This window comes from Mesorhizobium jarvisii (genome assembly GCF_003601985.1).
Classification (GTDB): Bacteria; Pseudomonadota; Alphaproteobacteria; order Rhizobiales; family Rhizobiaceae; genus Mesorhizobium; species Mesorhizobium jarvisii.
On the sequence record NZ_QZXA01000001.1, the window covers coordinates 30,251 to 50,368 of the forward strand.

The 20,118-nt window shown below is 63.2% G+C and carries 21 protein-coding genes; 8 read left to right on the forward strand and 13 right to left on the reverse strand.

All coding sequences use genetic code 11. From position 1 onward, the window contains the following. Positions 1 to 81: 81 nt before the first annotated feature. From D3242_RS00155 to D3242_RS00160, 3 genes are all read left to right on the forward strand, one after another. Complete coding sequence (locus tag D3242_RS00155; RefSeq protein WP_027046644.1) at positions 82 to 471, forward strand: SET domain-containing protein; 390 nt, start codon at positions 82 to 84, stop codon at positions 469 to 471. A 102-nt stretch (positions 472 to 573) separates the two neighbouring features. Continuing rightward, on the forward strand, positions 574 to 885 hold the full coding sequence (locus tag D3242_RS33410; protein WP_019857110.1) for a hypothetical protein: 312 nt from the start codon (positions 574 to 576) through the stop codon (positions 883 to 885). Beyond that, positions 812 to 1,618: a serine hydrolase domain-containing protein gene (locus D3242_RS00160; RefSeq protein WP_167470402.1), complete on the forward strand. Its 807-nt coding sequence runs from the start codon at positions 812 to 814 to the stop codon at positions 1,616 to 1,618. Before D3242_RS33410 ends, D3242_RS00160 begins: the two co-directional genes overlap by 74 nt. A gap of 10 nt (positions 1,619 to 1,628) precedes the next feature. On the opposite strand, the gene D3242_RS00165 is transcribed toward D3242_RS00160, so the two are convergent. From D3242_RS00165 to D3242_RS00180, 4 genes are all read right to left on the reverse strand, one after another. Further along, a complete protein-coding gene (locus D3242_RS00165; RefSeq protein WP_019857108.1) occupies positions 1,629 to 2,579 on the reverse strand; it encodes a cytochrome c in 951 nt (316 codons plus the stop codon). 9 nt (positions 2,580 to 2,588) lie between these two features. Next, positions 2,589 to 3,026 carry a c-type cytochrome gene (locus D3242_RS00170; RefSeq protein ID WP_019857107.1) on the reverse strand — a complete coding sequence of 146 codons (438 nt, stop codon included), beginning with the start codon at positions 3,024 to 3,026 and terminating at the stop codon, positions 2,589 to 2,591. 162 nt (positions 3,027 to 3,188) lie between these two features. Next, positions 3,189 to 3,788, reverse strand: a complete 600-nt coding sequence (locus D3242_RS00175; RefSeq protein ID WP_019857106.1) for a superoxide dismutase — start codon at positions 3,786 to 3,788, stop codon at positions 3,189 to 3,191. 178 nt (positions 3,789 to 3,966) lie between these two features. Continuing rightward, positions 3,967 to 4,845: a branched-chain amino acid aminotransferase gene (locus tag D3242_RS00180; protein WP_019857105.1), complete on the reverse strand. Its 879-nt coding sequence runs from the start codon at positions 4,843 to 4,845 to the stop codon at positions 3,967 to 3,969. A gap of 154 nt (positions 4,846 to 4,999) precedes the next feature. Between D3242_RS00180 and D3242_RS00185 the strand changes: the two genes are divergently transcribed. Together D3242_RS00185 and D3242_RS00190 are read left to right on the forward strand one after the other, a co-directional pair. Further along, positions 5,000 to 5,659, forward strand: a complete 660-nt coding sequence (locus tag D3242_RS00185; protein WP_019857104.1) for a haloacid dehalogenase type II — start codon at positions 5,000 to 5,002, stop codon at positions 5,657 to 5,659. Between the two features lie 174 nt (positions 5,660 to 5,833). Further along, positions 5,834 to 6,664, forward strand: a complete 831-nt coding sequence (locus tag D3242_RS00190) for a L,D-transpeptidase (protein WP_019857103.1) — start codon at positions 5,834 to 5,836, stop codon at positions 6,662 to 6,664. 85 nt (positions 6,665 to 6,749) lie between these two features. On the opposite strand, the gene D3242_RS00195 is transcribed toward D3242_RS00190, so the two are convergent. The 7 genes from D3242_RS00195 to D3242_RS00225 form a co-directional block, all read right to left on the reverse strand. Further along, the gene (locus D3242_RS00195; RefSeq protein WP_064982936.1) at positions 6,750 to 7,562 is read right to left on the reverse strand and encodes a 3-methyl-2-oxobutanoate hydroxymethyltransferase; all 813 of its coding nucleotides are present in this window, start codon (positions 7,560 to 7,562) and stop codon (positions 6,750 to 6,752) included. Positions 7,563 to 7,571: 9 nt separating this feature from the next. Beyond that, on the reverse strand, positions 7,572 to 8,354 hold the full coding sequence (locus D3242_RS00200) for a hydroxypyruvate isomerase family protein (RefSeq protein WP_038645542.1): 783 nt from the start codon (positions 8,352 to 8,354) through the stop codon (positions 7,572 to 7,574). Position 8,355: 1 nt separating this feature from the next. After that, complete coding sequence (locus tag D3242_RS00205; protein WP_019857100.1) at positions 8,356 to 8,667, reverse strand: MocE family 2Fe-2S type ferredoxin; 312 nt, start codon at positions 8,665 to 8,667, stop codon at positions 8,356 to 8,358. Between the two features lie 105 nt (positions 8,668 to 8,772). After that, positions 8,773 to 9,597: an ATP-binding cassette domain-containing protein gene (locus tag D3242_RS00210; RefSeq protein ID WP_019857099.1), complete on the reverse strand. Its 825-nt coding sequence runs from the start codon at positions 9,595 to 9,597 to the stop codon at positions 8,773 to 8,775. Continuing rightward, the gene (locus D3242_RS00215) at positions 9,594 to 10,598 is read right to left on the reverse strand and encodes an ABC transporter permease (protein WP_064982938.1); all 1,005 of its coding nucleotides are present in this window, start codon (positions 10,596 to 10,598) and stop codon (positions 9,594 to 9,596) included. The genes D3242_RS00210 and D3242_RS00215 overlap by 4 nt, the downstream gene beginning before the upstream one ends. A 155-nt stretch (positions 10,599 to 10,753) precedes the next feature. Continuing rightward, positions 10,754 to 11,734, reverse strand: a complete 981-nt coding sequence (locus tag D3242_RS00220) for a sugar ABC transporter substrate-binding protein (protein ID WP_064982940.1) — start codon at positions 11,732 to 11,734, stop codon at positions 10,754 to 10,756. 111 nt (positions 11,735 to 11,845) lie between these two features. Beyond that, positions 11,846 to 12,853: a sterol desaturase family protein gene (locus D3242_RS00225; protein WP_064982942.1), complete on the reverse strand. Its 1,008-nt coding sequence runs from the start codon at positions 12,851 to 12,853 to the stop codon at positions 11,846 to 11,848. A 286-nt stretch (positions 12,854 to 13,139) separates the two neighbouring features. Here D3242_RS00225 and D3242_RS00230 point away from each other — a divergent pair, with 286 nt between their 5' ends. After that, positions 13,140 to 14,177 carry a LacI family DNA-binding transcriptional regulator gene (locus tag D3242_RS00230; protein ID WP_038645533.1) on the forward strand — a complete coding sequence of 346 codons (1,038 nt, stop codon included), beginning with the start codon at positions 13,140 to 13,142 and terminating at the stop codon, positions 14,175 to 14,177. 37 nt (positions 14,178 to 14,214) lie between these two features. Here the strand turns inward: D3242_RS00230 and D3242_RS00235 are convergent, their stop codons facing one another. Next, positions 14,215 to 15,762 carry a helicase HerA-like C-terminal domain-containing protein gene (locus D3242_RS00235; protein ID WP_064982943.1) on the reverse strand — a complete coding sequence of 516 codons (1,548 nt, stop codon included), beginning with the start codon at positions 15,760 to 15,762 and terminating at the stop codon, positions 14,215 to 14,217. A 307-nt stretch (positions 15,763 to 16,069) separates the two neighbouring features. On the opposite strand from D3242_RS00235, the gene D3242_RS00240 reads away from it, so the two are divergent. Together D3242_RS00240 and scpA are read left to right on the forward strand one after the other, a co-directional pair. Next, a complete protein-coding gene (locus D3242_RS00240; protein WP_027046642.1) occupies positions 16,070 to 17,512 on the forward strand; it encodes a methylmalonyl-CoA mutase subunit beta in 1,443 nt (480 codons plus the stop codon). Continuing rightward, positions 17,509 to 19,632, forward strand: coding sequence for a methylmalonyl-CoA mutase (scpA, locus tag D3242_RS00245; protein WP_064982945.1), 2,124 nt, complete (start codon positions 17,509 to 17,511; stop codon positions 19,630 to 19,632). The genes D3242_RS00240 and scpA overlap by 4 nt, the downstream gene beginning before the upstream one ends. Positions 19,633 to 19,643: 11 nt before the next feature. On the opposite strand, the gene greA is transcribed toward scpA, so the two are convergent. After that, positions 19,644 to 20,117, reverse strand: coding sequence for a transcription elongation factor GreA (gene greA / locus D3242_RS00250; RefSeq protein ID WP_064982947.1), 474 nt, complete (start codon positions 20,115 to 20,117; stop codon positions 19,644 to 19,646). Position 20,118 lies beyond the last annotated feature (1 nt).

Sequence of the window (20,118 nt, forward strand, 5' to 3'; positions counted from 1 at the left end):
CACTCGCAATTGCGATGGTCGCGCGTTACCCCTGCACGACTTTCCCGGGCGATGAAGCCCGCACGCGCACAAGGGTCCATTATGCTGCTCGTCGACGTCTATCTCGACAAATCGCCGATCCAGGGCATCGGCGTCTTCGCCAAGCACCACATCCCCAAGGGCACGCTGATCTGGAAGCTCGACCCCCGCTTCGACCGGATCATCGACGTCGAGACCTATGAGGGCGAGAGCGGGCCGGTGAAGAACTATCTCGACCGCTATTCCTACCCGGACCGGCGCGATCCGGCCTATATCGTCTTCGAAGCCGACGACGCCCGCTACATGAACCATGACGACGAGCCGAATTGCGATGTCTCGTCACCTGAGGAAACCTATGCCTTGCGCGACATCGCACCCGGCGAGGAACTGACCTGCAACTACAACCATTTCTTCGAGACGGGCTTCGATTTCCTCGGCGATCGGCACCTCTAGTCTGAAAATGGGCATGGCCCCTAGAAGCCGGGGCCGGAGACTTCGATTGCCCGGCCCCTGTCTGGGCTGCTAGTTTGGGTCCTGATAAATTAGAGCCCAAAAATGCTGCGGTCATTCGAGCAACTGCGCGACACGGCAAAGGCCGATCTTCTGATCGCGGCCGACGAGGAGCACGCGGCTTTGGCCGGCAGTGGCGCCTACGCGATGCCGTGGCACTGGCACGATTGCCTGATGTTCATCCTACCAAGCCATGGAACGGTCGAGCTCAAGCACGAAGACCAGCGCGAAGGGACGTGGCTGTCGCAGGACCGGTTCGCCGTTGTGCCGCAGAACAGAGCGCATGAGACCCGCGCCGGGATTGGCGCGCATCGCCATGTCGCCATCTATGTCACCGGCGCCATTCTGCGCCGGTGACATAGATGGCGATGCGCGGGTCCGCGATGTCCTCGACATGCGGGTGAGCCTGGATTTCGAGGAGATCTATCACGATCCGCGCGGCCCCTACGCGCGCTATCGCCGGGCCGGCCTGCTGGACCCCTCCGAACCCGGTGAGGAGCCCGAGACGGTCGTCGGCTTCATCGCCGGGCTGAAAAAAGGCCGGGGGGACCACGGCGGCGTCTATCACTACGCCTCCCCCAACTCCGATGTTCTGGGCCTCGTCATCCAGGGCGCTTCCGGGCGGTGCTTTCCTGATCTTGCTTCGGAGCGCCTGTTTCAGCCGCTCGGCGCCAGGCAGGATGCCTATGTCACGGTCGATCGAGCCGGCACGCCGCGCACGGGCGGCGGCATCAACATGACGCCGCGCGATCTCGCGCGCATCGGCGAGATGATGCGGCAGGGCGGCGTCGCCAATGGACGCCGCATCGTCTCGCAGGCCTGGGTGAACGACACCACTACCGGCGGCTCTTCCAAGGCCTGGTCCGAAAGCACTTCCGCGAGCTGGCTGCCGAAAGGCCGTTACCACAACAAATGGTACCAGACAGGCAACGGCGCCTTCTTCGCACTCGGCATTCATGGCCAGTGGCTCTATGTCGATCCCCGGGCAGAGATGGTCCTCGCAAAGTTTTCATCACAACCCGATGCCATCGTCGACGACGCCAAGGATTTCAATCTCACTCTGTTCGACGCACTGGCAAAGATCGTCTGAGCCTGAACGCTCAATTCGCAGCCTGCTTGCGCGCGGGATAGCCGTTCGGGTGCGGCGGCACAGCTTTGAGATAGGCGGCGATCGCAGCCCGGTCCCCTGCTGTCAGCTCGGCCATGTTGCGCTGGACGTCGACCATCGCGCCGCCAACGGAATCGAAATTGGGCGTGAAGCCGGTTTCGAGGTAGTTGGCGATGTCGGCTTCGGACCAGTCGGCGAGGCCGCCCTTGCCCGATGTGATGTTGGGCACGATGCCCGAGCCCTCGGCCGCCACGGCCCCCGCCAGCCATTCGCCTTTCTTCGTCCCCCCTGCGAAGTTACGCGGCGTGTGGCATTCGCCGCAGTGGCCCGGCCCCTCGACCAGATAGCGGCCGGACGCCACCGGATCGGGCGCGCCATCGGCCAAGGCAACAACAGGCTGGTCGCTGAGATAGAGGCGCTTCCACAAGCCGATGCCACGCCTGACGTTGAACGGGAACGCAAGCGAATTGCCCGGCGCCTTGCCGGCGACGGCGGGCAGCGTCTTCAGGAAGGCATAGAGATCGGCAACGTCCGACGGCTTCATGCGGGCGTAGGACGCGTAGGGAAAGGCCGGATAGAAATGCTCGCCGGACGGTGAAACGCCCTTGAGCATGGCGTTGGCAAGGTCCTCGACCGACCATGCACCGATGCCGTCCTTGGGGTCTTGCGAAATGTTGGGCGGGACAAAGGTGCCGAACGGCGTCTTGAGTTGAAGACCACCGACCAGTTGAAGCCGAGCATCGCCCTGCGAACCCGGCTTCGCGTGGCAGGAGGTGCAACCGCCGGCGTAGAAAATGCGCTTGCCCTTGGTCGCGTCGCCCGGGCCGAGTTGCGCCAGGGCCGTCGCGTCCAGCTTGACCGGTGCCGACAGCAGCCAACCACCGACCGCGCCGACGCTGCCCAGAATGAGGGCCGCGCCGACAAGCTTCTTCAGCCATGCCATGTCAGGCAATCAGCCCTTCTTGATCCTGTAACCCTGATGGCAGGCGCCGCAATCCGAACCGATGGCGCCGACTTGCGCTTTCAGCGCGTCGACATCGGCGGGAGCCGCCGCGACCGCGGCCTTGACGTTGGCGAGATACTTGTCCTCGGCGGCCTTGAAGCCGGCCGTGTCTTCCCAGATTTTCGGCCCCGCCGTGGTGTCGCCGGCATCGCTGCCTTTCGGGAACAAAGCGTCGACGTCGAACTTCTCGGCATTCACCTGCAGCGCCTGCAGCTGCGTCAGCACGGCAGTGGCATCAAAGGAGTCCTCGCCCTTGGCGACTTTCGCCAAGCCGCCGACGATCTTTCCGCGTTCCTTCATCAGAGCCTGCCGGTCGATGATCGGATCGGCAAAGGCCGCCGAACCGGCGAAGGCGAGCATTGAGATGGCGATGACAAGCTTTCTCATTCATTTGGCTCCGTGATGAAGGTATTTGGGACACGACGTTAACGGATGCGGCGGACGGAATATTCCCTGTCCTCGGATGGTTTTTTCCGGGCCTTCGCAGCCACTGATATCGATACGGAAAAAGAAAGGCCCCGGGATTGCCGGGGCCTTTCTGACTGTCGATCACTTCGCCTTTTCGTAAAGTTCCAGCACATGATCCCAGTTGATCAGGCTGTCGACGAAGGCCTCGAGATATTTCGGGCGGGCGTTGCGGTAGTCGATGTAATAGGAGTGTTCCCAGACGTCGACACCGAGGATCGGCGAGGCGCCATGAACGAGCGGGTTTTCGCCGTTCGGGGTCTTCGAGATCGCCAGCTTGCCGTCCTTGACCGAAACCCAGGCCCAGCCCGAACCGAACTGCGTCGTGCCGGCGGCGACAAAATCAGCCTTGAACTTGTCGTAGCCGCCGAGATCGCTGTCGAAGGCCTTCTGCAGCGCGCCCGGCAGCTTGTTGCCGCCGCCGCCCTTCTTCATCCACTTCCAGAAATGGATGTGATTGTAGTGCTGCGCGGCATTGTTGAAGAGACCTGCATTCTTGCCGAACGACTGCTTGACCACCTCTTCGACCGACAGATCACCCATTCCGGCCTCGGCAGCCAGCTTGTTGCCATTGTCGACATAGGCCTTGTGATGCTTGTCGTGGTGATATTCCAGCGTCTCTTTCGACATGTAAGGCTGCAAGGCCTCATAGTCGTAGGGCAGAGCGGGCAATTCAAAAGCCATGGGTAGTACTCCCTCGTGGAAAAAATCCGGTATGGATACCGGATTAAGATAGGACTGGATTGAGCTGGAACAACTCCGGAAGTGAAGCGCCGGTTCCCTTTCTAAGCGGGTTCCGGAAAACTGTCACACGGTTTTCCTGCGGCCAAGCGCGCAGCGACAAAAAGGCCGAAGCGGCGCGTCAGCCGGCCGACGCCGAATGCGCCCAATCCCAATAGAGCTCGCGCGCCTTCTTGGCCACAGGGCCGGGTTGCAGATCGCGATCCTCGATGCGCGTGATCGGCACCACCTTGGAGTGGTTGCCGGTCGAGAAGATTTCGTCCGCTTCGAGGAAATCGCGCACCGACAGCGTCTTTTCCGTCGTCTTGAATCCGTACTCGCCCAGCAGCGTCATCGTGCGCGAGCGTGTGATGCCGGACAGGAAGGTGCCGTTCGGCGCCGGCGTCAGCACGTGGCCATCCTTGACCAGGAAGATGTTGGAGCTTCCGGTCTCTGCGACGTTGCCCAGCATGTCCAACACCAAAGCATTATCGAAGCCGCGCATCTTGGCTTCGAGGATGGCGCGGCCATTGTTGGGATAGAGGCACCCGGCCTTGGCGTTGGTCGGCATGGTTTCGATCGTCGGGCGCCGGAACGGCGATACCGTCACCGAAAACCCGGTCGGCGAGATCATCGGCGATTCATAAAGGCAGAGGCAAAAACGGGTCGAAGCAGGATCGGCCGGCACGCCCATGTAGCCGCCATGCTCGGCCCAGTACATCGGCCTGATATAGACCGCCGTCTTGCCGTCGAATTTCTTCAATCCGTCCCAGGTCAGCCCGACGATCTGTTCGGGCGACATGTTCGGCTTGAGGCCGAGCGCGATCGCCGAGGCGTTCACCCGCCTGGCGTGCAGGTCGAGGTCGGGCGCCACGCCCTCGAACCAGCGCGCCCCGTCGAACACGCTGGTGCCGAGCCACATGGCGTGGCTGCGCGGGCCCAGAATGGCGATATTGCCCTCGTACCAGTCGCCGTCGACGAAAGTCCATGTCGCGGATTGCGCCGCTGCCGCCAGTGTCATCGCGTTATCCCATTCCGATCAATCTTGTGTGACAACATTGGATGATGCTTTGGCCGCTGCCGTCAACGGGCATCGGGGAGTTTTGTTGAGGCCAGCGGGGCCGCGATGCAATCAAGGCTTGCACCTTGCCCCGCCTCGCCTCAAAACTGTCGCCATGCAATACGCCGCCTATGTTTTCGACGCCTACGGCACATTGTTCGACGTGCACGCCGCCGTGCGCCGGCATGCCGACCGGATCGGCCCGGACGGCCAGTTGCTGTCCGAAATCTGGCGCGCCAAGCAGCTCGAATATTCCTGGGTGCGCTCGCTGATGGGCGCCTATGCCGATTTCTGGCAACTGACCGAACAGGCGCTCGACTTCGCCTTGCGCAAGGTCCCCTCCGCCGATCCCGGCCTCAGGACAAAACTGCTGGAAGCCTACTGGCGGCTGGACTGCTACCCGGAGGTACCGGCCGTGCTGAAGGCGCTCAAGGCCTCTGGAGCCAGGCTGGCGATCCTCTCCAACGGCTCGCCCGAAATGCTGGAAGCGGCGGTCAAATCGGCCGCGCTCGACCATGTTCTGGACGACATCTATTCGGTCGATACGGTGCGGCGCTTCAAGACCGATCCGGCGGTCTACGACATGGTCGCCACCGGCTGGCGCCTCTATCCCGGCGCGGTGTCCTTCCAGTCCTCCAATCGCTGGGACATAGCCGGCGCCACCAAATTCGGCTTTCGCACCGTGTGGATCAACCGCTCCAACCAGCCCGAGGAATACCGGGACTTTCCGCCGGCCTTGATCCTGCCGACCCTCGAAGCGCTGGTCACCGCCTGAGCTGTCCAGCTGTGACCCTGGCGCAACAGTGGCGGCGCAGTCACAGCTTCGCCTTTGTTTGTCCACGTTCGGGCCAGAATCGGAACCGCCTATCGCCTCAGGTGTTGTCAGGCACCCGCATAGCGGCAAGCGTATTCACGCTTTGTTGCAATTTGAGTCCTAAAGAAGGCAGCCATGTCCATAGCCGAAATCGAATCCTATCGCCTGAGCCGTCGCGGCTTCCTCAACGCCGCAGCATTGGGCGCCGCATCGATCGCGGTTTCCGCATGCGCCACCACCGGGCCAGGACCGGTCGAGCCTCCGCAGCCAACCTATGTCGAGCCGCCGCTCGCCGACTATGCGTCGATGTACGCGGCTGTCAGCGATGGCGGCTTCGACCTGCCGGCCATCCCCTTCGACAGGATCGATCCACAGTTCCTACGCCAGATCGTTCCCGATCCGACCGGGCAGAAGCCCGGAACGATCGTCGTCGATACGACAGGCCATTTCCTCTATCTGGTTCGTCCGGGTGGCCAGGCCATCCGCTATGGCGTCGGCCTCGGCCGCGCCGGCTTCGAATGGTCAGGCGACGCCGTCGTCCAGTGGAAGCAGAAGTGGCCGAAATGGACGCCGCCGGATGAGATGATCGCCCGCCAGCCGGAATTGAAGCCATACAGCGCCGACAATGGCGGCATGCCCGGCGGGCTGAAGAACCCGCTCGGTGCCCGCGCGCTCTATCTCTTCCAGGGCAATGTGGACACGCTCTATCGCCTGCACGGCTCGCCGGAATGGAAGTCGATCGGCAAATCGGTGTCGTCGGGCTGCGTGCGCCTGATGAACCAGGACATCATCGACCTCTACGACCGCGTGCCGTCGAAAACCCCTGTCATCGTGACCAGCGACGCCAGCCAGCCGATGGCGGCGGCAGCGACGGCCAACCACAAGGCCATCCCGATCGACGCCGGCGTGCCGGACGGATCGGTGCTGCTCGGCCCAGTCAAGGCAGTGACGAACGCGATCTTCTGAGTCTGTCGAAGGAGCGGCGGACAGTCGCCGCTCCTTCCATGCATGTCGGTGCCGCAGCCTAAAACGATTTCAAGGGCGGTATCCGTCAGAGGCCAAGCGGGGCCCTGAAGGCCGCGAGTTCTTCGTCGGCGATCGAGACGACGTGCTGCGGCTCGGGATAAGTGCCGGTCTTCACATCGGAGATGAACTCGCGATAGGCGGCGATGCGCTCGCGCTGCAGTCGCTCATACTCGGCGGCGAAGTTGCGGTAGGTCTTGGCGTGGCGTGGCCTGTGGCCTGAGGTGTGGCCGAGTACGTCCTCGCTGAACAAATACTGCGCATCGGCATGCGGTCCGGCGCCCATGCCAAGCATGATCATCGGCGTGCTTCTGGTGATCAGTTCGGCAATCCGGTCCGGCACCACTTCCAGCTCGGCGCCGAAGCAGCCGATGGTTTCAAGGCGCTTGACGTGATCCCACACCGCACGCGCGCTCTCGGCCGTCCTGCCGACGGCCTTGAAACCGCCGGTCCAGGTGCATTGCGAAGGGATCAGGCCGACATGGGCGACGACCGGCACGGCGTTGTCGCACAGCGTCTTCTGGATATCGAGCGAGGCGGCGCAGTAGAAGCAGTCGCCGCCGATGCGCATGAAATGGTAGGCGGTTTTCAGATAGTCCTCCGCCGTAACCAGATTGCCGGCTGGGCCGTAGGGAAGCCCGACCTGCACGAAGCAGCGGCCGGCCACCTCGCGCATCTCGGGCGAGAAGAAGCGGCCCTCGATCGAAAGCATGTCGACGCCGGCCGCGTCGGCCGCCGCCGCCTCGTCGAGCGAGGTGACGTAGAGCATGGAAATCTTCTGCCCGCGGCCCTTCATGGCGCGGATGTCGGCGACGGTGGGCCGGGTATTTTTGCTGACCATTTTGTTCCCTCAGATGGTGAAAGCTTCGCGGAAGGCTTGCAGGGCGGCCTCAGGATCGCCTGAGGCGAACGCCTCCATGCCCACCGGCCCGCGGTAGCCCATGTCCTTCAGCGCATGGGCGATACCCCGGTAATTGATCTCGCCGCTGCCGGGCTCCATGCGTCCGGGGACGTCGGCCACCTGGACCTCGCCGATCCAGGGCAGGCAGGCGCGGCACAGCTCGATCAAATTCCCTTCGCCAATCTGCGCATGGTAGAGGTCGAGGTTGAGACGCAGACCGGGCCGGTTGACATCAGACACTAGCGCTAACGTGTCTTCCGCTCGTCCAAACGGCACGCCGGGATGGTCGACCGGCAGGTTCAAATTCTCCAGCGTGAAGGTCACGCCTTCCGCCTCGGCGAGGTCGGCGATGCGGTTCAGCGTGTCGCGCGCCTTGAGCCACATGGCACCGGTGACAGCCTCGCAAGGAGTGACCGGCAGGCCGCCTTCGCCGAGCCCCGTGCCGTGCAGATTGAGCCGCGCGACGCCGAGACGCTTGCCGACCGCCACCGTCTCCTTCGCCGTCTTCAACAGTTCGGCAGCGCCCTCGTCATCGGAAAGCCTGCCGCTGAGGTAGCCGTTCATGATCGAGAAGGTCGCGCCGGATCTTTCCAGCATCGCTAGGTCATGGTCCGGCCAGTTCCAGAGGCCGACCTGGAAGCCCAACTCGGTGAGGCGCTCGACGCGCCATTCCATCGGCCGGTCGCGCCACAGCATCTCGACACAGGCCGCAAGGGTGAAGGTATCGGACATGTCAGACCTCGATGTACACGCGGCCATCCTCGACCTTCGTGTTGTAGGTTTTCAGGTTCACGCAGACCGGTGCGCGCAGCGCTTCGCCGGTCCGGTAATCGAACACGCCGCTGTGCTTCGGGCATTCGATCCTGTGTTCCATAACCAGCCCATCGCTCAGATGCACCTTTTCATGCGTGCACAGCCCGTCGGTGCAAAAGAATGCATCGTCGGGGCTGTGGTAGATGGCGAATGTCCGGCCCTCGTGATCAAAGCGGATGACGTCCTCTTCGTCGATGTCATCGGTCGCGCACGCATCAATCCATTTTGCCATTGTCACTTTGCCGTCTGTTCTTTGGTTGGTCGAAAAGGCGGCCGGCGGGATCCCGCCGGCCGCACCGGAAGATGCCGGGGAGGAGGAGATGGGCACCTTCGCTGATCATACATGGCTCGCACCGCGCGGCGCATGCCCGTCATCAGCCGCCGAGAAGCTCTCGATCTCGGCTTCGAGCTCGGCCATTTGCTCGCCGCCCGCCATCAGGTCGGTGATCGCCTCGCGGCTTTTCTCGCCCTTACGGAAGTCGGCGGCCTTGGAGCCTCTGATGAGCACGGCGAAGTGATCGCCGACGGTCAGCGCATGGACGACATTGTGGGTGATGAAGATCACCGCGATGCCCTTGCGGCGCGCCTGGAGCACGATGCGCAGCACATGCGCCGCCTCCTTGACGCCGAGCGCCGCTGTCGGCTCATCGAGGATCAGCACGCTGGCGCCGAAATGCACGGCGCGTGCGATCGCCAGCGCCTGGCGCTCGCCCCCGGACAGCCCGCCGACGAGGCGATCGCCGTCGTCGATGCGGGTGATGCCGAGCTGACGCATCTCGGTGACGGCGATCTCGTTGGCCCGCTTGCGGTCGTAGATGGTGAGCGGCCCCCAGCGCCGCGTCGGCTCGGCGCCAACGAAGAAGGACCGACCGATGCTCATCAGCGGGAACGTGCCGCCGAACTGGTGGACGGTGGCGATGCCATGGTCACTGGCATCGCGGGGGGTGTCGAAGGCGACCGATCTGCCGTCCATTTCCATCGTGCCCGATGTCGGGCGGTGGACGCCGGAGAGAATCTTGATCAGCGTAGACTTGCCGGCGCCGTTGTCGCCAAGCAGGCAAAGCACCTCGCCTCTGTAGACCTCGAGCGAGATGTCGTGGAGCACGTCGATCGGGCCGAACGACTTGTTGATTCCAGTCAGCCTGAGCAGAGGCGTGGTCATCGGCGTGCACTCAGTTTGGTGCGCGGCGCGTAGGTCAGGGCCATGGTGCGGAAGGTGTTGTTCATCAGCACGGCCGCCAGCAGCAGGACACCGATGATCAGGCTCGCCCAGTTGGCGTCGAAGCCGGTGTAGAAAATACCCTGGTTGACGATGGCGAAGGTCAGGGTGCCGAGCACGATGCCGACCACCGAACCGTAGCCACCGGTGAGCAGCACGCCGCCGATGACCACCGCGATGATCGAATTGAAAATGAAGGACTGCCCCGCGGCCACCTGGGCGCTGTTGTATAGGATGGCCTGCGACATGCCGACGAAGGAGGCGCACAGGCCGCTGCTCATGAACAGCGCTATGGTCACCCGGTCCGTCGGTATGCCGGCATTGCGAGCGCTGACGGCGTCACCGCCCATGGCCAGGATCCAGTTGCCGAACCGCGAGAAATTCAGGATGAAGCCGACGATCAGGATGGCGGCGATCCACCAGAACAGCGTCACCTCGAACTTGCCGCCGAGATAGTCGCCGAACAGGAGTTTGGCGATCGGCCCGCTCTTCAGCGCGACGCTGGTGCTGCCGGACAGGATGACCGAGAGGCCGAGTGTCAGGCCGGCCAACGCGAACAGCGTGGCCAAGGTGACGACGAAGGACGGCACCTTGGTGCGAATCACCAGCACGCCGTTGACGAAGCCGACGGCGAGCCCAAGGCCGAGCGCGGCGAGGATGCCAACGATGATCGGCAGGCCGTAATGGCCCGACAGGATGGCAATGGTCATCGAACTGGCGGGGACCATCGAACCGACGGAGAGATCGAGATGCCCGGCGATCATCAGCAACCCGATGGGAAGCGCGATGATGCCGAGTTCCGAGGCGACGTTGAGCCAGCTCGCGGCCCCCCCGGACGACATGAAGTTGGCGCCGCCGAAGATCGAGAAGAAAAACAGAACGGCGATCATGCCGATCAGCGAGCCGACTTCGGGCCGGCGTACGAGACTGCCGATCGAGGGCATCGAAGAGCGCTGAGAGAGCGGCGCGGTAGTTGCCGCGGCGAGTTGGTCGTGGGCTTGGGATGTCATCGAAATGTCCCTGGCTTGAACAATGGAGAGCCTGGCGCGGGGCAGATGATGTCCGGCCCTCGGATGGGCCGGACACCAATCCGCGCAAGCTAGCGAGCGCCGGCTGCGGCACCAGCCATTGTCGCGTCGACATTGGCAGCGTCGACGATCCCCGGTCCGGTCAGCACCGGCTTGGTCGGCAGGTCCAGCCCATAGTTGGCGAAGCCGTTCAGCAGCGAGACCGCGAGATAGCCCTGCAGATAAGGCTGCTGGTCGACCGCGAACATCTGCGTGCCGGCCTTGATGCGCTGCAGGCCGGTCTCATCCATGTCGAAGGAAGCGAGCTTCACCTTGTCGCCGGCATTGGCCTGGCTGATGGCGTTGGCTGCGCTGTTGGCATCGCCTGCGCTGATGGTGATGACGCCGTCGATGGTGTTGTCCTTCAGCACGGCCGCCTTGATCGCCTCGGCGACCGCGGTCGGGTTGCCGAAGCTGGACGAGGGCAGCGGCAATTGGGTCGATTTGCCGCCGCTCTTGGTAATGGCGTCGGCAATGCCCTTGCAGCGGTCTTCGGTGTTGGTGGCACCCGGCAAAGTATTGACGCACAGCACGTTCTTGGAACCATGGCTGCCGTAGTAGGTGCCGCCGCCTAGACCTGCGGCGTATTCTTCATTGCCGACATAGTTCATGGCGCCGAGCCGCTTGGCCGCGTCCATGCCACCGGAATTGTAGATGATGAGCGGAACTCCGGCGGCAACGACCTCCTTGAAGGCGTCGTCCATGGCCTCCGGCACCCAGTCGGGGCCGACAATGGCGCTCGGCTTCTGGCTGAGCGCGGTGCGGATCAGCTTGGCCGCGTCGGGGCCGAGATTGTCGTAGTTCTGCGGGCCGAGCCAGGTCACCGAGCCGCCGGTCAGTTCGGCGACCTTGCCGGCGTCGTCGGCGCCCTTCTTGACCTTCGACCAGAACGGATCGTCCGCCTTGCCGCCTATGACGAAGATCTTCGCCCCGTCTGCCATTGCCGACGTGGCCGATGTTGCCGCCACGCCCGCAAGCATGATCGCCGTCAGCAGTTTCGTGATCGCTTTCATTTCATTCCTCCCGGTTGCCGTCGTCAGACGGATTAGAAAAACAGCTGCTTCGTCGCTCCATGCGCGCCTCTCTCCCGATTGCGCGTCACGAATGCTTCGCCTCGGTGTTGCTCACACCCTGGCGTTCATGCGTTCTTTCTTTTTCTGGAAGCGGGCGTCCATCATGGCTTCACCCTCCCTTGTGCCGTCGTGCCAGGTGCCGAACCACTTATCGAGCGGGATCAACCCGTCGCCGCCATAGTTCACCTCGAAATATTTGTGGTGCAGGTAATGTGTGTAGGCATGGCTGTTGACGGCCGTGTCCTTAGTCACTTCCAGCTTGTCGAAGCCGAGATGGCCATTGACGGCGCCGAAGCCAGCAACATGCAGCTGGAACAGCGCGACGATCGGATTGGACGGGATAACGAGGTGCCAGAAGGCGACCGCGTGGTAGAGGAACCCTTCCACCGGATGCATCGACAGCGACGACCAGGGCGACGGGTTGATCGAATTGTGATGGACCGAATGGATCCAGCGATAGAGCGGTCCCCAGTGGATCAGCCGGTGAATAAAGAAGAAATGCACCTCGTGGATGGCCGGCGCGATGAGCACCAGTGCGGCGAGGTACACCGGATGATCCTGCCAGCCGACCCACGGCACGTAGCCATTGGCAAAGCACCAAAGGAAGATGACTTCGACCACGGTCCATAGCGGAATGGTGATGAAGAACGAGCGCAGGAAGTTGTCGAGGTTCTGGCTCTGGAACCAGAACACGTCGGACGGCGCATCGGCGGGGAATTTGTGGTTGTATTTGAACCGCGTCGCCTGGGCGCGCTTGATGTAGTAGCGCAGCTCGAAGATGCCGTAGAAGACGAGGATCGCCGCGGCGTTGACGGCATAGAGCCACAGTGCCCAGCCCCAGCTGATCGTCTTCATCGTCTCTACGCTCGGCACGATATAGAACCAGTAGAGCAGCGCCGTGAACATGTGGAAGGCATTCCACGGCCAGATGTAGCCCGGCAACCACGCCAGGATCTTCGGCAGCCTGGGCGGCCAGTTCCATAACGGCGCGCCCTCGATGCGTCCGTTCGGCTTCCAGTCGCCGCGCTTGTCGCGCACGCCGTATTTGAGATCGTCCATGCAATTTCTCCACCCGCAATGCCGCACCCGCAACGCCTTGGAATGGGCCGCACGCGCGCGCTGCCTCACACCGTTTGAGAGCGGTGGGCGAAAACCTGTCTGCGCTGTGCTGCTGCTATCCCTGGGCTGGCGGTGCGTCCGCCTTGCTTGCTTTTGACGAGATAAACATCTTGATCCAAAATGAATCAAGAATAGAATTTTTGTTCCAAATTGATTGTGTCATTCATATCAATCTCGCATGGACAATGATATTTTTGTATCAGATGCGACAGGCTGATGAGATAAAATGGATCAGGGCAAGCGGCCAACGATCAAGGATGTAGCCGCCGAGGCGAATGTTTCGGTGGCCACCGTCAACCGGGTGCTGAGCGGCTCGGGCGCCGTTCGCCAGGGCATGCGAGAGCGTGTCCGGCTGGCGGCCGAGCAAATCGGTTTCTACGGCATGGGCGCGCTGCGCAGCCGCGTGGCGGCCGCCCGGCCGCGCTACCGGTTCGGTTTCCTGCTGCACCAGCCCGGCCGCGCCTTCTACCGCAACATGGCCGAGGCGCTGCGCCTGGCAACCGAAGCGGTGCCCGATTGCGAGATCGAGCTGCGCACGGAGTTTCTGGACGATCTGTCACCGCAGAATGTCGCATCGCGGATGCTGGCGCTCGGCGCCGAATGCGACGCCGTTGGCGTCGTCGCCGCGGTTCATCCCCTCGTCACCCAGGCGGTGGACACATTGCATGCCCGCAACGTGCCGGTCTTTGCGCTGATCTCGCAGATTTCGGCGACCGGGCATGTGCGCTATATCGGACTGGACAATTGGAAAGTCGGGCGCACCGCGGCCTGGGTGTTCGAGCATGTCTGCCGCGCACCCGGCAAGCTCGGCATCCTTGTCGGCAACCACCGCTATCGCTGCCAGGAGATGAACGAGAGTGGCTTTCGCTCCTATTTTCGCGAGCACGCGCCTGGCTTCACGCTGCTCGAGCCGCTGCTGACTTTCGAATCCAGCGCCATTGCGCAGGAGATGACCGAAAAGCTGCTGAACGAAAATCCGGACCTGTCTGGGCTTTATGTCGCCGGGGGTGGCATCACCGGCACTATTGCGGCCCTACGCTCCACCGGCAGGGCCGGAAGCCTCGTTGTTGTCGGCTATGAACTGATGGAGTCGACCCGCCCGGCGCTGCTCGACGGCACCCTGACCTTCATCATCTCGCACCCCCTCGCCCGCATTGCGCAAGAGACCTTGGCCGGCATGATCCGCGCTGTCTCAACACCGAACGAAGGCGGGAATTTTACAAACATCCTGCCCTTCGAGATCTACACCCGCGAAAACATCTAGCAGGTTGCGCCCGACTTGCTACCGGCCCTGGCGCGGCTCAGCGGCCTCTCGACAGGCTCCCCAGGATCCCGCGCACGATGGCGCGTCCGACCGACGAGCCGACCGAGCGCACCACGGACTTGATCGCGGCCTCGGCCACAGTCTGGCGATTGGAAGGGCGCGGCGCCGGCGCGCGGCGGCCACCGGACGGCGGTGCGGGATCGTCATTGCCGAAGCCCGGTATGGTCCAGCGCGAGCCGCCTGTGCCTGCCTGCTGCGCCTGCTGCTCGGCGTCCTGTGCGTCCTTGGCCTTTTTCTGCAGCATCTCGAAGGCCGATTCGCGGTCGATGACCTGGTCGTACTGGCCAGTGACCGGACTTTCCGCGATCAGCTTTTGCCGCTCGGCGGGGGTTATGGGTCCAAGCCGCGAGGATGGCGGCCGGATCAGCGTACGCTGCACCATGGACGGCACGCCCTTGGCCTCCAGCGTCGAGACCAGCGCCTCACCGGTGGCGAGCTGGGTGATGGTGGTGGCGCAGTCGAAATCGGGATTGGGGCGGAACGTTTCTGCCGCTGTCCGAACCGCCTGCTGCTCACGCGGCGTATAGGCGCGCAACGCGTGCTGGACGCGGTTGCCGAGCTGGGCCAAGACCTTTTCCGGAATATCCAGGGGGTTCTGCGTGACGAAATAGACGCCGACGCCTTTCGAGCGGATCAGGCGGACCACCTGCTCGACGCGGTCGATCAGCACCTTCGGCGCCTCGTCAAACAGCAAATGCGCCTCGTCGAAGAAGAACACCAGCTTCGGCTGGTCGGGATCTCCGACCTCGGGCAGTTCCTCGAACAGCTCCGACATAAGCCAAAGCAGGAAGGTCGCGTAGAGGCGCGGATTCATCATCAGCTTGTCGGCGGCCAGCACGCTGACGGCGCCTCGGCCGTCACGCGTGGTGCGCATGATGTCGGAGATGCGCAGAGCCGGCTCGCCGAAGAAGTTGGCCGCGCCCTGTTGCTCCAGTACCAGCAGCGTGCGCTGGATGGCACCCACCGATGGCTTGGTGACATTGCCGTAGCGCGCGCTGATCTCCTCGGCGCGCTCGGCGATGTTGGCAAGCAAAGCCTGCAGGTCCTTGAGATCGAGAAGCAGCAGGCCCTCCTCGTCGGCAATGCGGAAGGCAATGTTCATGATGCCCTCCTGCGCGTCGGTCAGGTTCATCAGCCGCGACAGGAGAAGCGGTCCCATTTCAGAAATGGTCGCGCGGATGGGATGGCCCTGCTCTCCGAACAGGTCCCAGAAGATGACGGGGAATTCCTGGAAGTCGTAAGGGTCGAGCTTGACCTGCGCGGCCCGCTTGACCAGGAAATCCTGCGCCGTGCCCATCATCGCGATACCGGACAGGTCGCCCTTGATGTCGGCGCAAAACACCGGAACGCCGGCATTCGAAAAACCTTCAGCCAGGATCTGCAAGGTGACGGTCTTGCCGGTGCCGGTGGCACCGGTCACCAGGCCATGGCGATTCCCATATTGCAGCAGCAACTGCTCGGGGCGCTGATAGCTGTCGTCGGACTTGCGGCTGGCGCCGATGAAAATACTGGTGTCGTCAGCCATATGTCCGGTCTCCGCAAACTGATAAGTCAAAAGCCAGCCTTTGCCCGAAGGTATAGTGAGGCTGTCGCACAGCGACAATGCCAATTGTCCAGAGCGGGGCCAATCGTCCCAATCAGGCCTGTCGCCGAAATCGGATTTTGGAACTTGCGGATTTTGCTGGTGTTTGGCAATCGTTCATGGTTCGTCCATGCAAGCCGACCTATATCTGATGGATCGAATTCAGGCTCGGGATGCGCATTGCGATAACCGACCGGGAACCGTAGAGTGAACCGCCCGGCTGGTGCGGCCATATGAACGAGGAAGATGGATGGGCGCCGGAGCCTTGACCAAGGATGTTGAACCAGTTGGCGCCGAGCGCCAGCGATGGCTGGCCCTGGCGGAAAAGGCACTGGCTGGCGCGTCCTTCGAGGAAAAGCTGGTTTCGCACACCGACGACGCCATCCGCATCGAGCCCCTTTATGACCGCGCGACCGGGGCCGAACCGCTCGTGCGCACGAACCCCCGATCGCCCTGGATCGTCAGCCAACGCGTCGACGACCCCAACGTCGATCGCGCCAAGGCCCAGGTTCTGGACGATATCGCGCAGGGTGCGACAGGACTGTCGCTCGTCTTCGAAGGCGCCCCGAACGCTTTCGGCTACGGTCTGCCGAGAACCGCTCAGGCGCTGGAAACGGTGCTGGAGGGCGTGCCTCTCAATCGGATCCAGATTCGCATCGACACGCACCCGTGGAGCCGCCCGATGGCCGACTGGCTGGTGGCGTTCCTGAGCAAGCGCCGCTCCGATCCGGCAAAGCTCAACCTGTCCTTCGGCATCGACCCGGCGGCGATCCTTGCCGGCACCGGCCGGCTGCGCATGTCGATCGAAGCGCTGCAGGAATCGATGCCCCAGTCGCTGGCGCACTTCTTCTCGATGGGCGTTCCCGGTGTGCTGCTGGAAGCGGACGGTCGCGTTTTCCACAATGCCGGCGCAACGGAAGCGCAGGAACTCGGCATCATGCTGGCTTCGGCGGTCTCGTATCTCAGAATGTTCGAGAAGGCGCGGCAGCCGCTTGTCTATGCCGCGCCGCATATCGGCTTCGCGCTCAGCGTCGACCAGGACCAGTTCCTCTCCATGGCCAAGGTGCGGGCCTTGCGCAGGCTGTGGGCACGCGTGCAGGAAACCTGCTCGATCCCCAACTCCACGGCCAACATCCATGCCGAAACGTCATTCCGCATGATGACGGCGCTGGATCCCGAAACCAACATCCTGCGCACGACGATCAGTTGCTTCGCCGCGGCGGCGGGTGGAGCCGATTCGATCTCCATCCTGCCGCATACGATCGCGCACGGCCTGCCGGCGCCTTTTGCCCGCCGCGTCGCGCGCAACGCCCAGCTGATCATGGCCAATGAAAGCCATGTCGATCATGTCGCCGATCCCGCCTATGGGTCCGGCGCGGTCGAAGCGCTGACGGCGGACCTTTGCGAAGCCGCGTGGGCGGAGCTGCAGGCGATCGAGGCCGAAGGAGGCGTATTGTCGAGCCTTCGGGACGGACACATCCAACAGCGCGTTCGCGCCGCCGCCGCCCGGCGCGACGCAGCCTTCAAGGCCGGTGAGCGGGCCATCATCGGCACCACACTCTATCCGCAGAAAGGTGAACGCCCGGTCGAGACGCTGGATGCGGAGCAGCGGCCTGCCTTCACCGAAGGCGTCGTGCTGTGCGAAGCGCTGTTCCCGGCCCGCATCGACCAATCCATCGAGGCTGCCTCTTGATCCCGGATTTCAGTCAGGTCGGCTGGGCGCCGCCGCGCCGCGCGTCGGTCGAGGTCAAGGGCCAGCGGGTGACGCCGGAAGGGCTTGTCGTCAAGCATCTGTACAATCAGGGCGACCTCAAGGGCCTGCCGTATCTCGACACCTATCCAGGCTTGCCGCCCTTCGTGCGCGGCCCCTACCCGACCATGTATGTCCAGCAGCCGTGGACGATCCGGCAATATGCTGGCTTCTCCACGGCCGAAGAGTCCAACGCCTTTTACCGGCGCAATCTTGCCGCCGGCCAGAAGGGCCTGTCGGTCGCCTTCGATCTCGCCACGCATCGCGGCTATGACAGCGACCACCCGCGCGTTGCCGGCGATGTCGGCATGGCGGGTGTCGCCATCGATTCCATCCTCGACATGCGGCAGCTCTTCGACGGCATTCCGCTCGGCGACATGACGGTGTCGATGACGATGAACGGCGCGGTGCTGCCGATCATGGCGCTTTACATCGTCGCGGCGGAAGAACAGGGCGTTGCGCAGAAGGATCTGGCAGGCACCATTCAGAACGACATTCTGAAGGAGTTCATGGTCCGCAACACCTACATCTACCCGCCAAAACCCTCGATGCGGATCGTGTCGGACATCTTCTCCTACACCTCGAAGAACATGCCGAAGTTCAATTCGATATCGATCTCCGGCTATCACATGCAGGAAGCCGGTGCGACAGCCGACCTGGAGCTCGCCTATACGATCGCCGACGGCATCGAATATGCCCGCGCCGGCGTCGCGGCGGGCCTCGACATCGACCGCTTCGCGCCGCGCCTGTCCTTCTTCTGGGCGATCGGCATGAACTTCTTCATGGAAGTGGCCAAGCTCAGGGCCGCGCGGCTGCTGTGGGCGACGCTGATGAAGAAGAATTTTGCGCCGAAGGACGAACGCTCGCTGTCGCTGCGCACCCATTGCCAGACATCCGGCTGGTCGCTGACCGCGCAGGACCCCTACAACAACATCATCCGCACCATGATCGAGGCGATGGCGGCGACCCAGGGGCATACCCAGTCGCTGCACACCAACTCCTTCGACGAGGCGATGGCGCTGCCGACCGACCATTCGGCGCGCATCGCCCGCAACACGCAGCTCATCCTGCAGAAGGAATCCGGCACCACGCGCATCATCGACCCGTGGGGCGGCTCGGCCTATCTTGAACGGCTGACGCATGATCTCGCGGCGCGCGCACTGAGCCATATCGAAGAGGTCGAGGCTCTCGGCGGCATGGCCGCCGCAACCGAACAAGGCATTCCCAAGCTGCGCATCGAGGAAGCGGCGGCGCGCACGCAGGCGCGCATCGATTCCGGCGAGCAGATGCTGGTCGGCGTCAATGCGCATCGCCCCGAGACCGACATCGAGGTCGATGTGCTCAAGATCGACAATGCCGAGGTCAGGGCCCGGCAATTGTCGAAGCTGCAACGGCTGAAGGGCACGCGCGATGTCGCGGCGGTGGAAAGCGCGCTCGATGCGCTGACCCGCGCCGCACAAGGCAATGAGAACCTTCTGGAGTTCGCCATCCGCTCCGCGCGCGCGAATGCGACCGTCGGAGAGATCTCGTTTGCGCTCGAAAGAGCCTTTGGCCGCCACGTCGCTACGGTGCAGACCATTTCCGGCGTCTATCGCAAGGCGCTTGGCGACAGCCCCGTGGTCGACGGGCTGCAGGACAAGATTAGCGCTTTCGAGAAGAAAAACGGCGGCAAGCCGCGCATCCTCGTTGCCAAGATGGGACAGGACGGCCACGACCGCGGGCAAAAGGTGATCGCCACCGCCTTCGCCGATCTCGGCTTCGACGTCACCGTCGGCGCGATGTTCCAGACGCCGGAAGAGATCGCCAAATTGGCCGTCCAGCATGACGTCCATATCATCGGCGCCTCATCGCTGGCGGCGGGACACCTGACGCTGATCCCCGAATTGCGCGACGCGCTGAAGAAACTCGGTCGGGGCGACATGCTGATCGTGGCCGGCGGCGTCATCCCGCCGCAGGATTATGATGCGGTGCTGCAAGCCGGCGCGGCTGAAATCTTCCCGCCGGGCACGGTCATTCCGGAAGCGGCGGACCGGCTGATGGATAGGCTGCTGGCAGCCAACTAGGCTATGCTGCTCTAACTGTCCGACAGCTTGACGATTTCCCATTCCTTGCCGTTGACCGCGGCCACGTCGCCGACCTTCTTGCCGAACAGCGCGACCGCCATGGGCGAAACATGCGAAATGCTGCCCTTGGTGGGATCGGCCTCATCCTCGCCGACGATCTTCCAATGCACCTTCTTGCCATCGTCGCCTTCCAGCGTGACGCCCATGCCGAAGCGGACGACGTCGCTGCCGGGCTCCGGCACGGACAGTTCGGCGTTTTCGCGCCGCGCCGTCCAGTAGCGCAGATCGCGTGACACCACCGCGATGCGCTCGCGATCGGCTTTCTTCTCGGCTTTCGCCAGAACGTCGCGCAGATCGGCTAGATTCTCCTCGATCTGCGCCAGGCCGCGTTCCGTCACAAGGTTGCGGTGCGTGCTGATCGGCCGCTCGCCGACGCCGGCAATGGCATTCTCGCTGTCTTCTTCGCGGGTAAAAGCTCTGCTCATT

What these genes read in the sequence shown, in the direction of transcription:
- D3242_RS00200 (WP_038645542.1), bottom strand. Translation starts at nt 8,354, where the DNA reads ATGTCCGATACCTTCACCCTTGCGGCCTGTGTCGAGATGCTGTGGCGC.
- D3242_RS00215 (WP_064982938.1), bottom strand. Translation starts at nt 10,598, where the DNA reads ATGCCCTCGATCGGCAGTCTCGTACGCCGGCCCGAAGTCGGCTCGCTG.
- D3242_RS00155 (WP_027046644.1), top strand. Translation starts at nt 82, where the DNA reads ATGCTGCTCGTCGACGTCTATCTCGACAAATCGCCGATCCAGGGCATC.
- D3242_RS00195 (WP_064982936.1), bottom strand. Translation starts at nt 7,562, where the DNA reads ATGGTCAGCAAAAATACCCGGCCCACCGTCGCCGACATCCGCGCCATG.
- D3242_RS00240 (WP_027046642.1), top strand. Translation starts at nt 16,070, where the DNA reads ATGGGCGCCGGAGCCTTGACCAAGGATGTTGAACCAGTTGGCGCCGAG.
- D3242_RS00180 (WP_019857105.1), bottom strand. Translation starts at nt 4,845, where the DNA reads ATGACACTGGCGGCAGCGGCGCAATCCGCGACATGGACTTTCGTCGAC.
- D3242_RS00170 (WP_019857107.1), bottom strand. Translation starts at nt 3,026, where the DNA reads ATGAGAAAGCTTGTCATCGCCATCTCAATGCTCGCCTTCGCCGGTTCG.
- D3242_RS00175 (WP_019857106.1), bottom strand. Translation starts at nt 3,788, where the DNA reads ATGGCTTTTGAATTGCCCGCTCTGCCCTACGACTATGAGGCCTTGCAG.
- D3242_RS00210 (WP_019857099.1), bottom strand. Translation starts at nt 9,597, where the DNA reads ATGACCACGCCTCTGCTCAGGCTGACTGGAATCAACAAGTCGTTCGGC.
- D3242_RS00220 (WP_064982940.1), bottom strand. Translation starts at nt 11,734, where the DNA reads ATGAAAGCGATCACGAAACTGCTGACGGCGATCATGCTTGCGGGCGTG.
- D3242_RS00225 (WP_064982942.1), bottom strand. Translation starts at nt 12,853, where the DNA reads ATGGACGATCTCAAATACGGCGTGCGCGACAAGCGCGGCGACTGGAAG.
- D3242_RS00185 (WP_019857104.1), top strand. Translation starts at nt 5,000, where the DNA reads ATGCAATACGCCGCCTATGTTTTCGACGCCTACGGCACATTGTTCGAC.
- D3242_RS00165 (WP_019857108.1), bottom strand. Translation starts at nt 2,579, where the DNA reads ATGGCATGGCTGAAGAAGCTTGTCGGCGCGGCCCTCATTCTGGGCAGC.
- D3242_RS00190 (WP_019857103.1), top strand. Translation starts at nt 5,834, where the DNA reads ATGTCCATAGCCGAAATCGAATCCTATCGCCTGAGCCGTCGCGGCTTC.
- D3242_RS00230 (WP_038645533.1), top strand. Translation starts at nt 13,140, where the DNA reads ATGGATCAGGGCAAGCGGCCAACGATCAAGGATGTAGCCGCCGAGGCG.
- D3242_RS00160 (WP_167470402.1), top strand. Translation starts at nt 812, where the DNA reads ATGAGACCCGCGCCGGGATTGGCGCGCATCGCCATGTCGCCATCTATG.
- D3242_RS33410 (WP_019857110.1), top strand. Translation starts at nt 574, where the DNA reads ATGCTGCGGTCATTCGAGCAACTGCGCGACACGGCAAAGGCCGATCTT.
- D3242_RS00205 (WP_019857100.1), bottom strand. Translation starts at nt 8,667, where the DNA reads ATGGCAAAATGGATTGATGCGTGCGCGACCGATGACATCGACGAAGAG.
- D3242_RS00235 (WP_064982943.1), bottom strand. Translation starts at nt 15,762, where the DNA reads ATGGCTGACGACACCAGTATTTTCATCGGCGCCAGCCGCAAGTCCGAC.
- greA (WP_064982947.1), bottom strand. Translation starts at nt 20,117, where the DNA reads ATGAGCAGAGCTTTTACCCGCGAAGAAGACAGCGAGAATGCCATTGCC.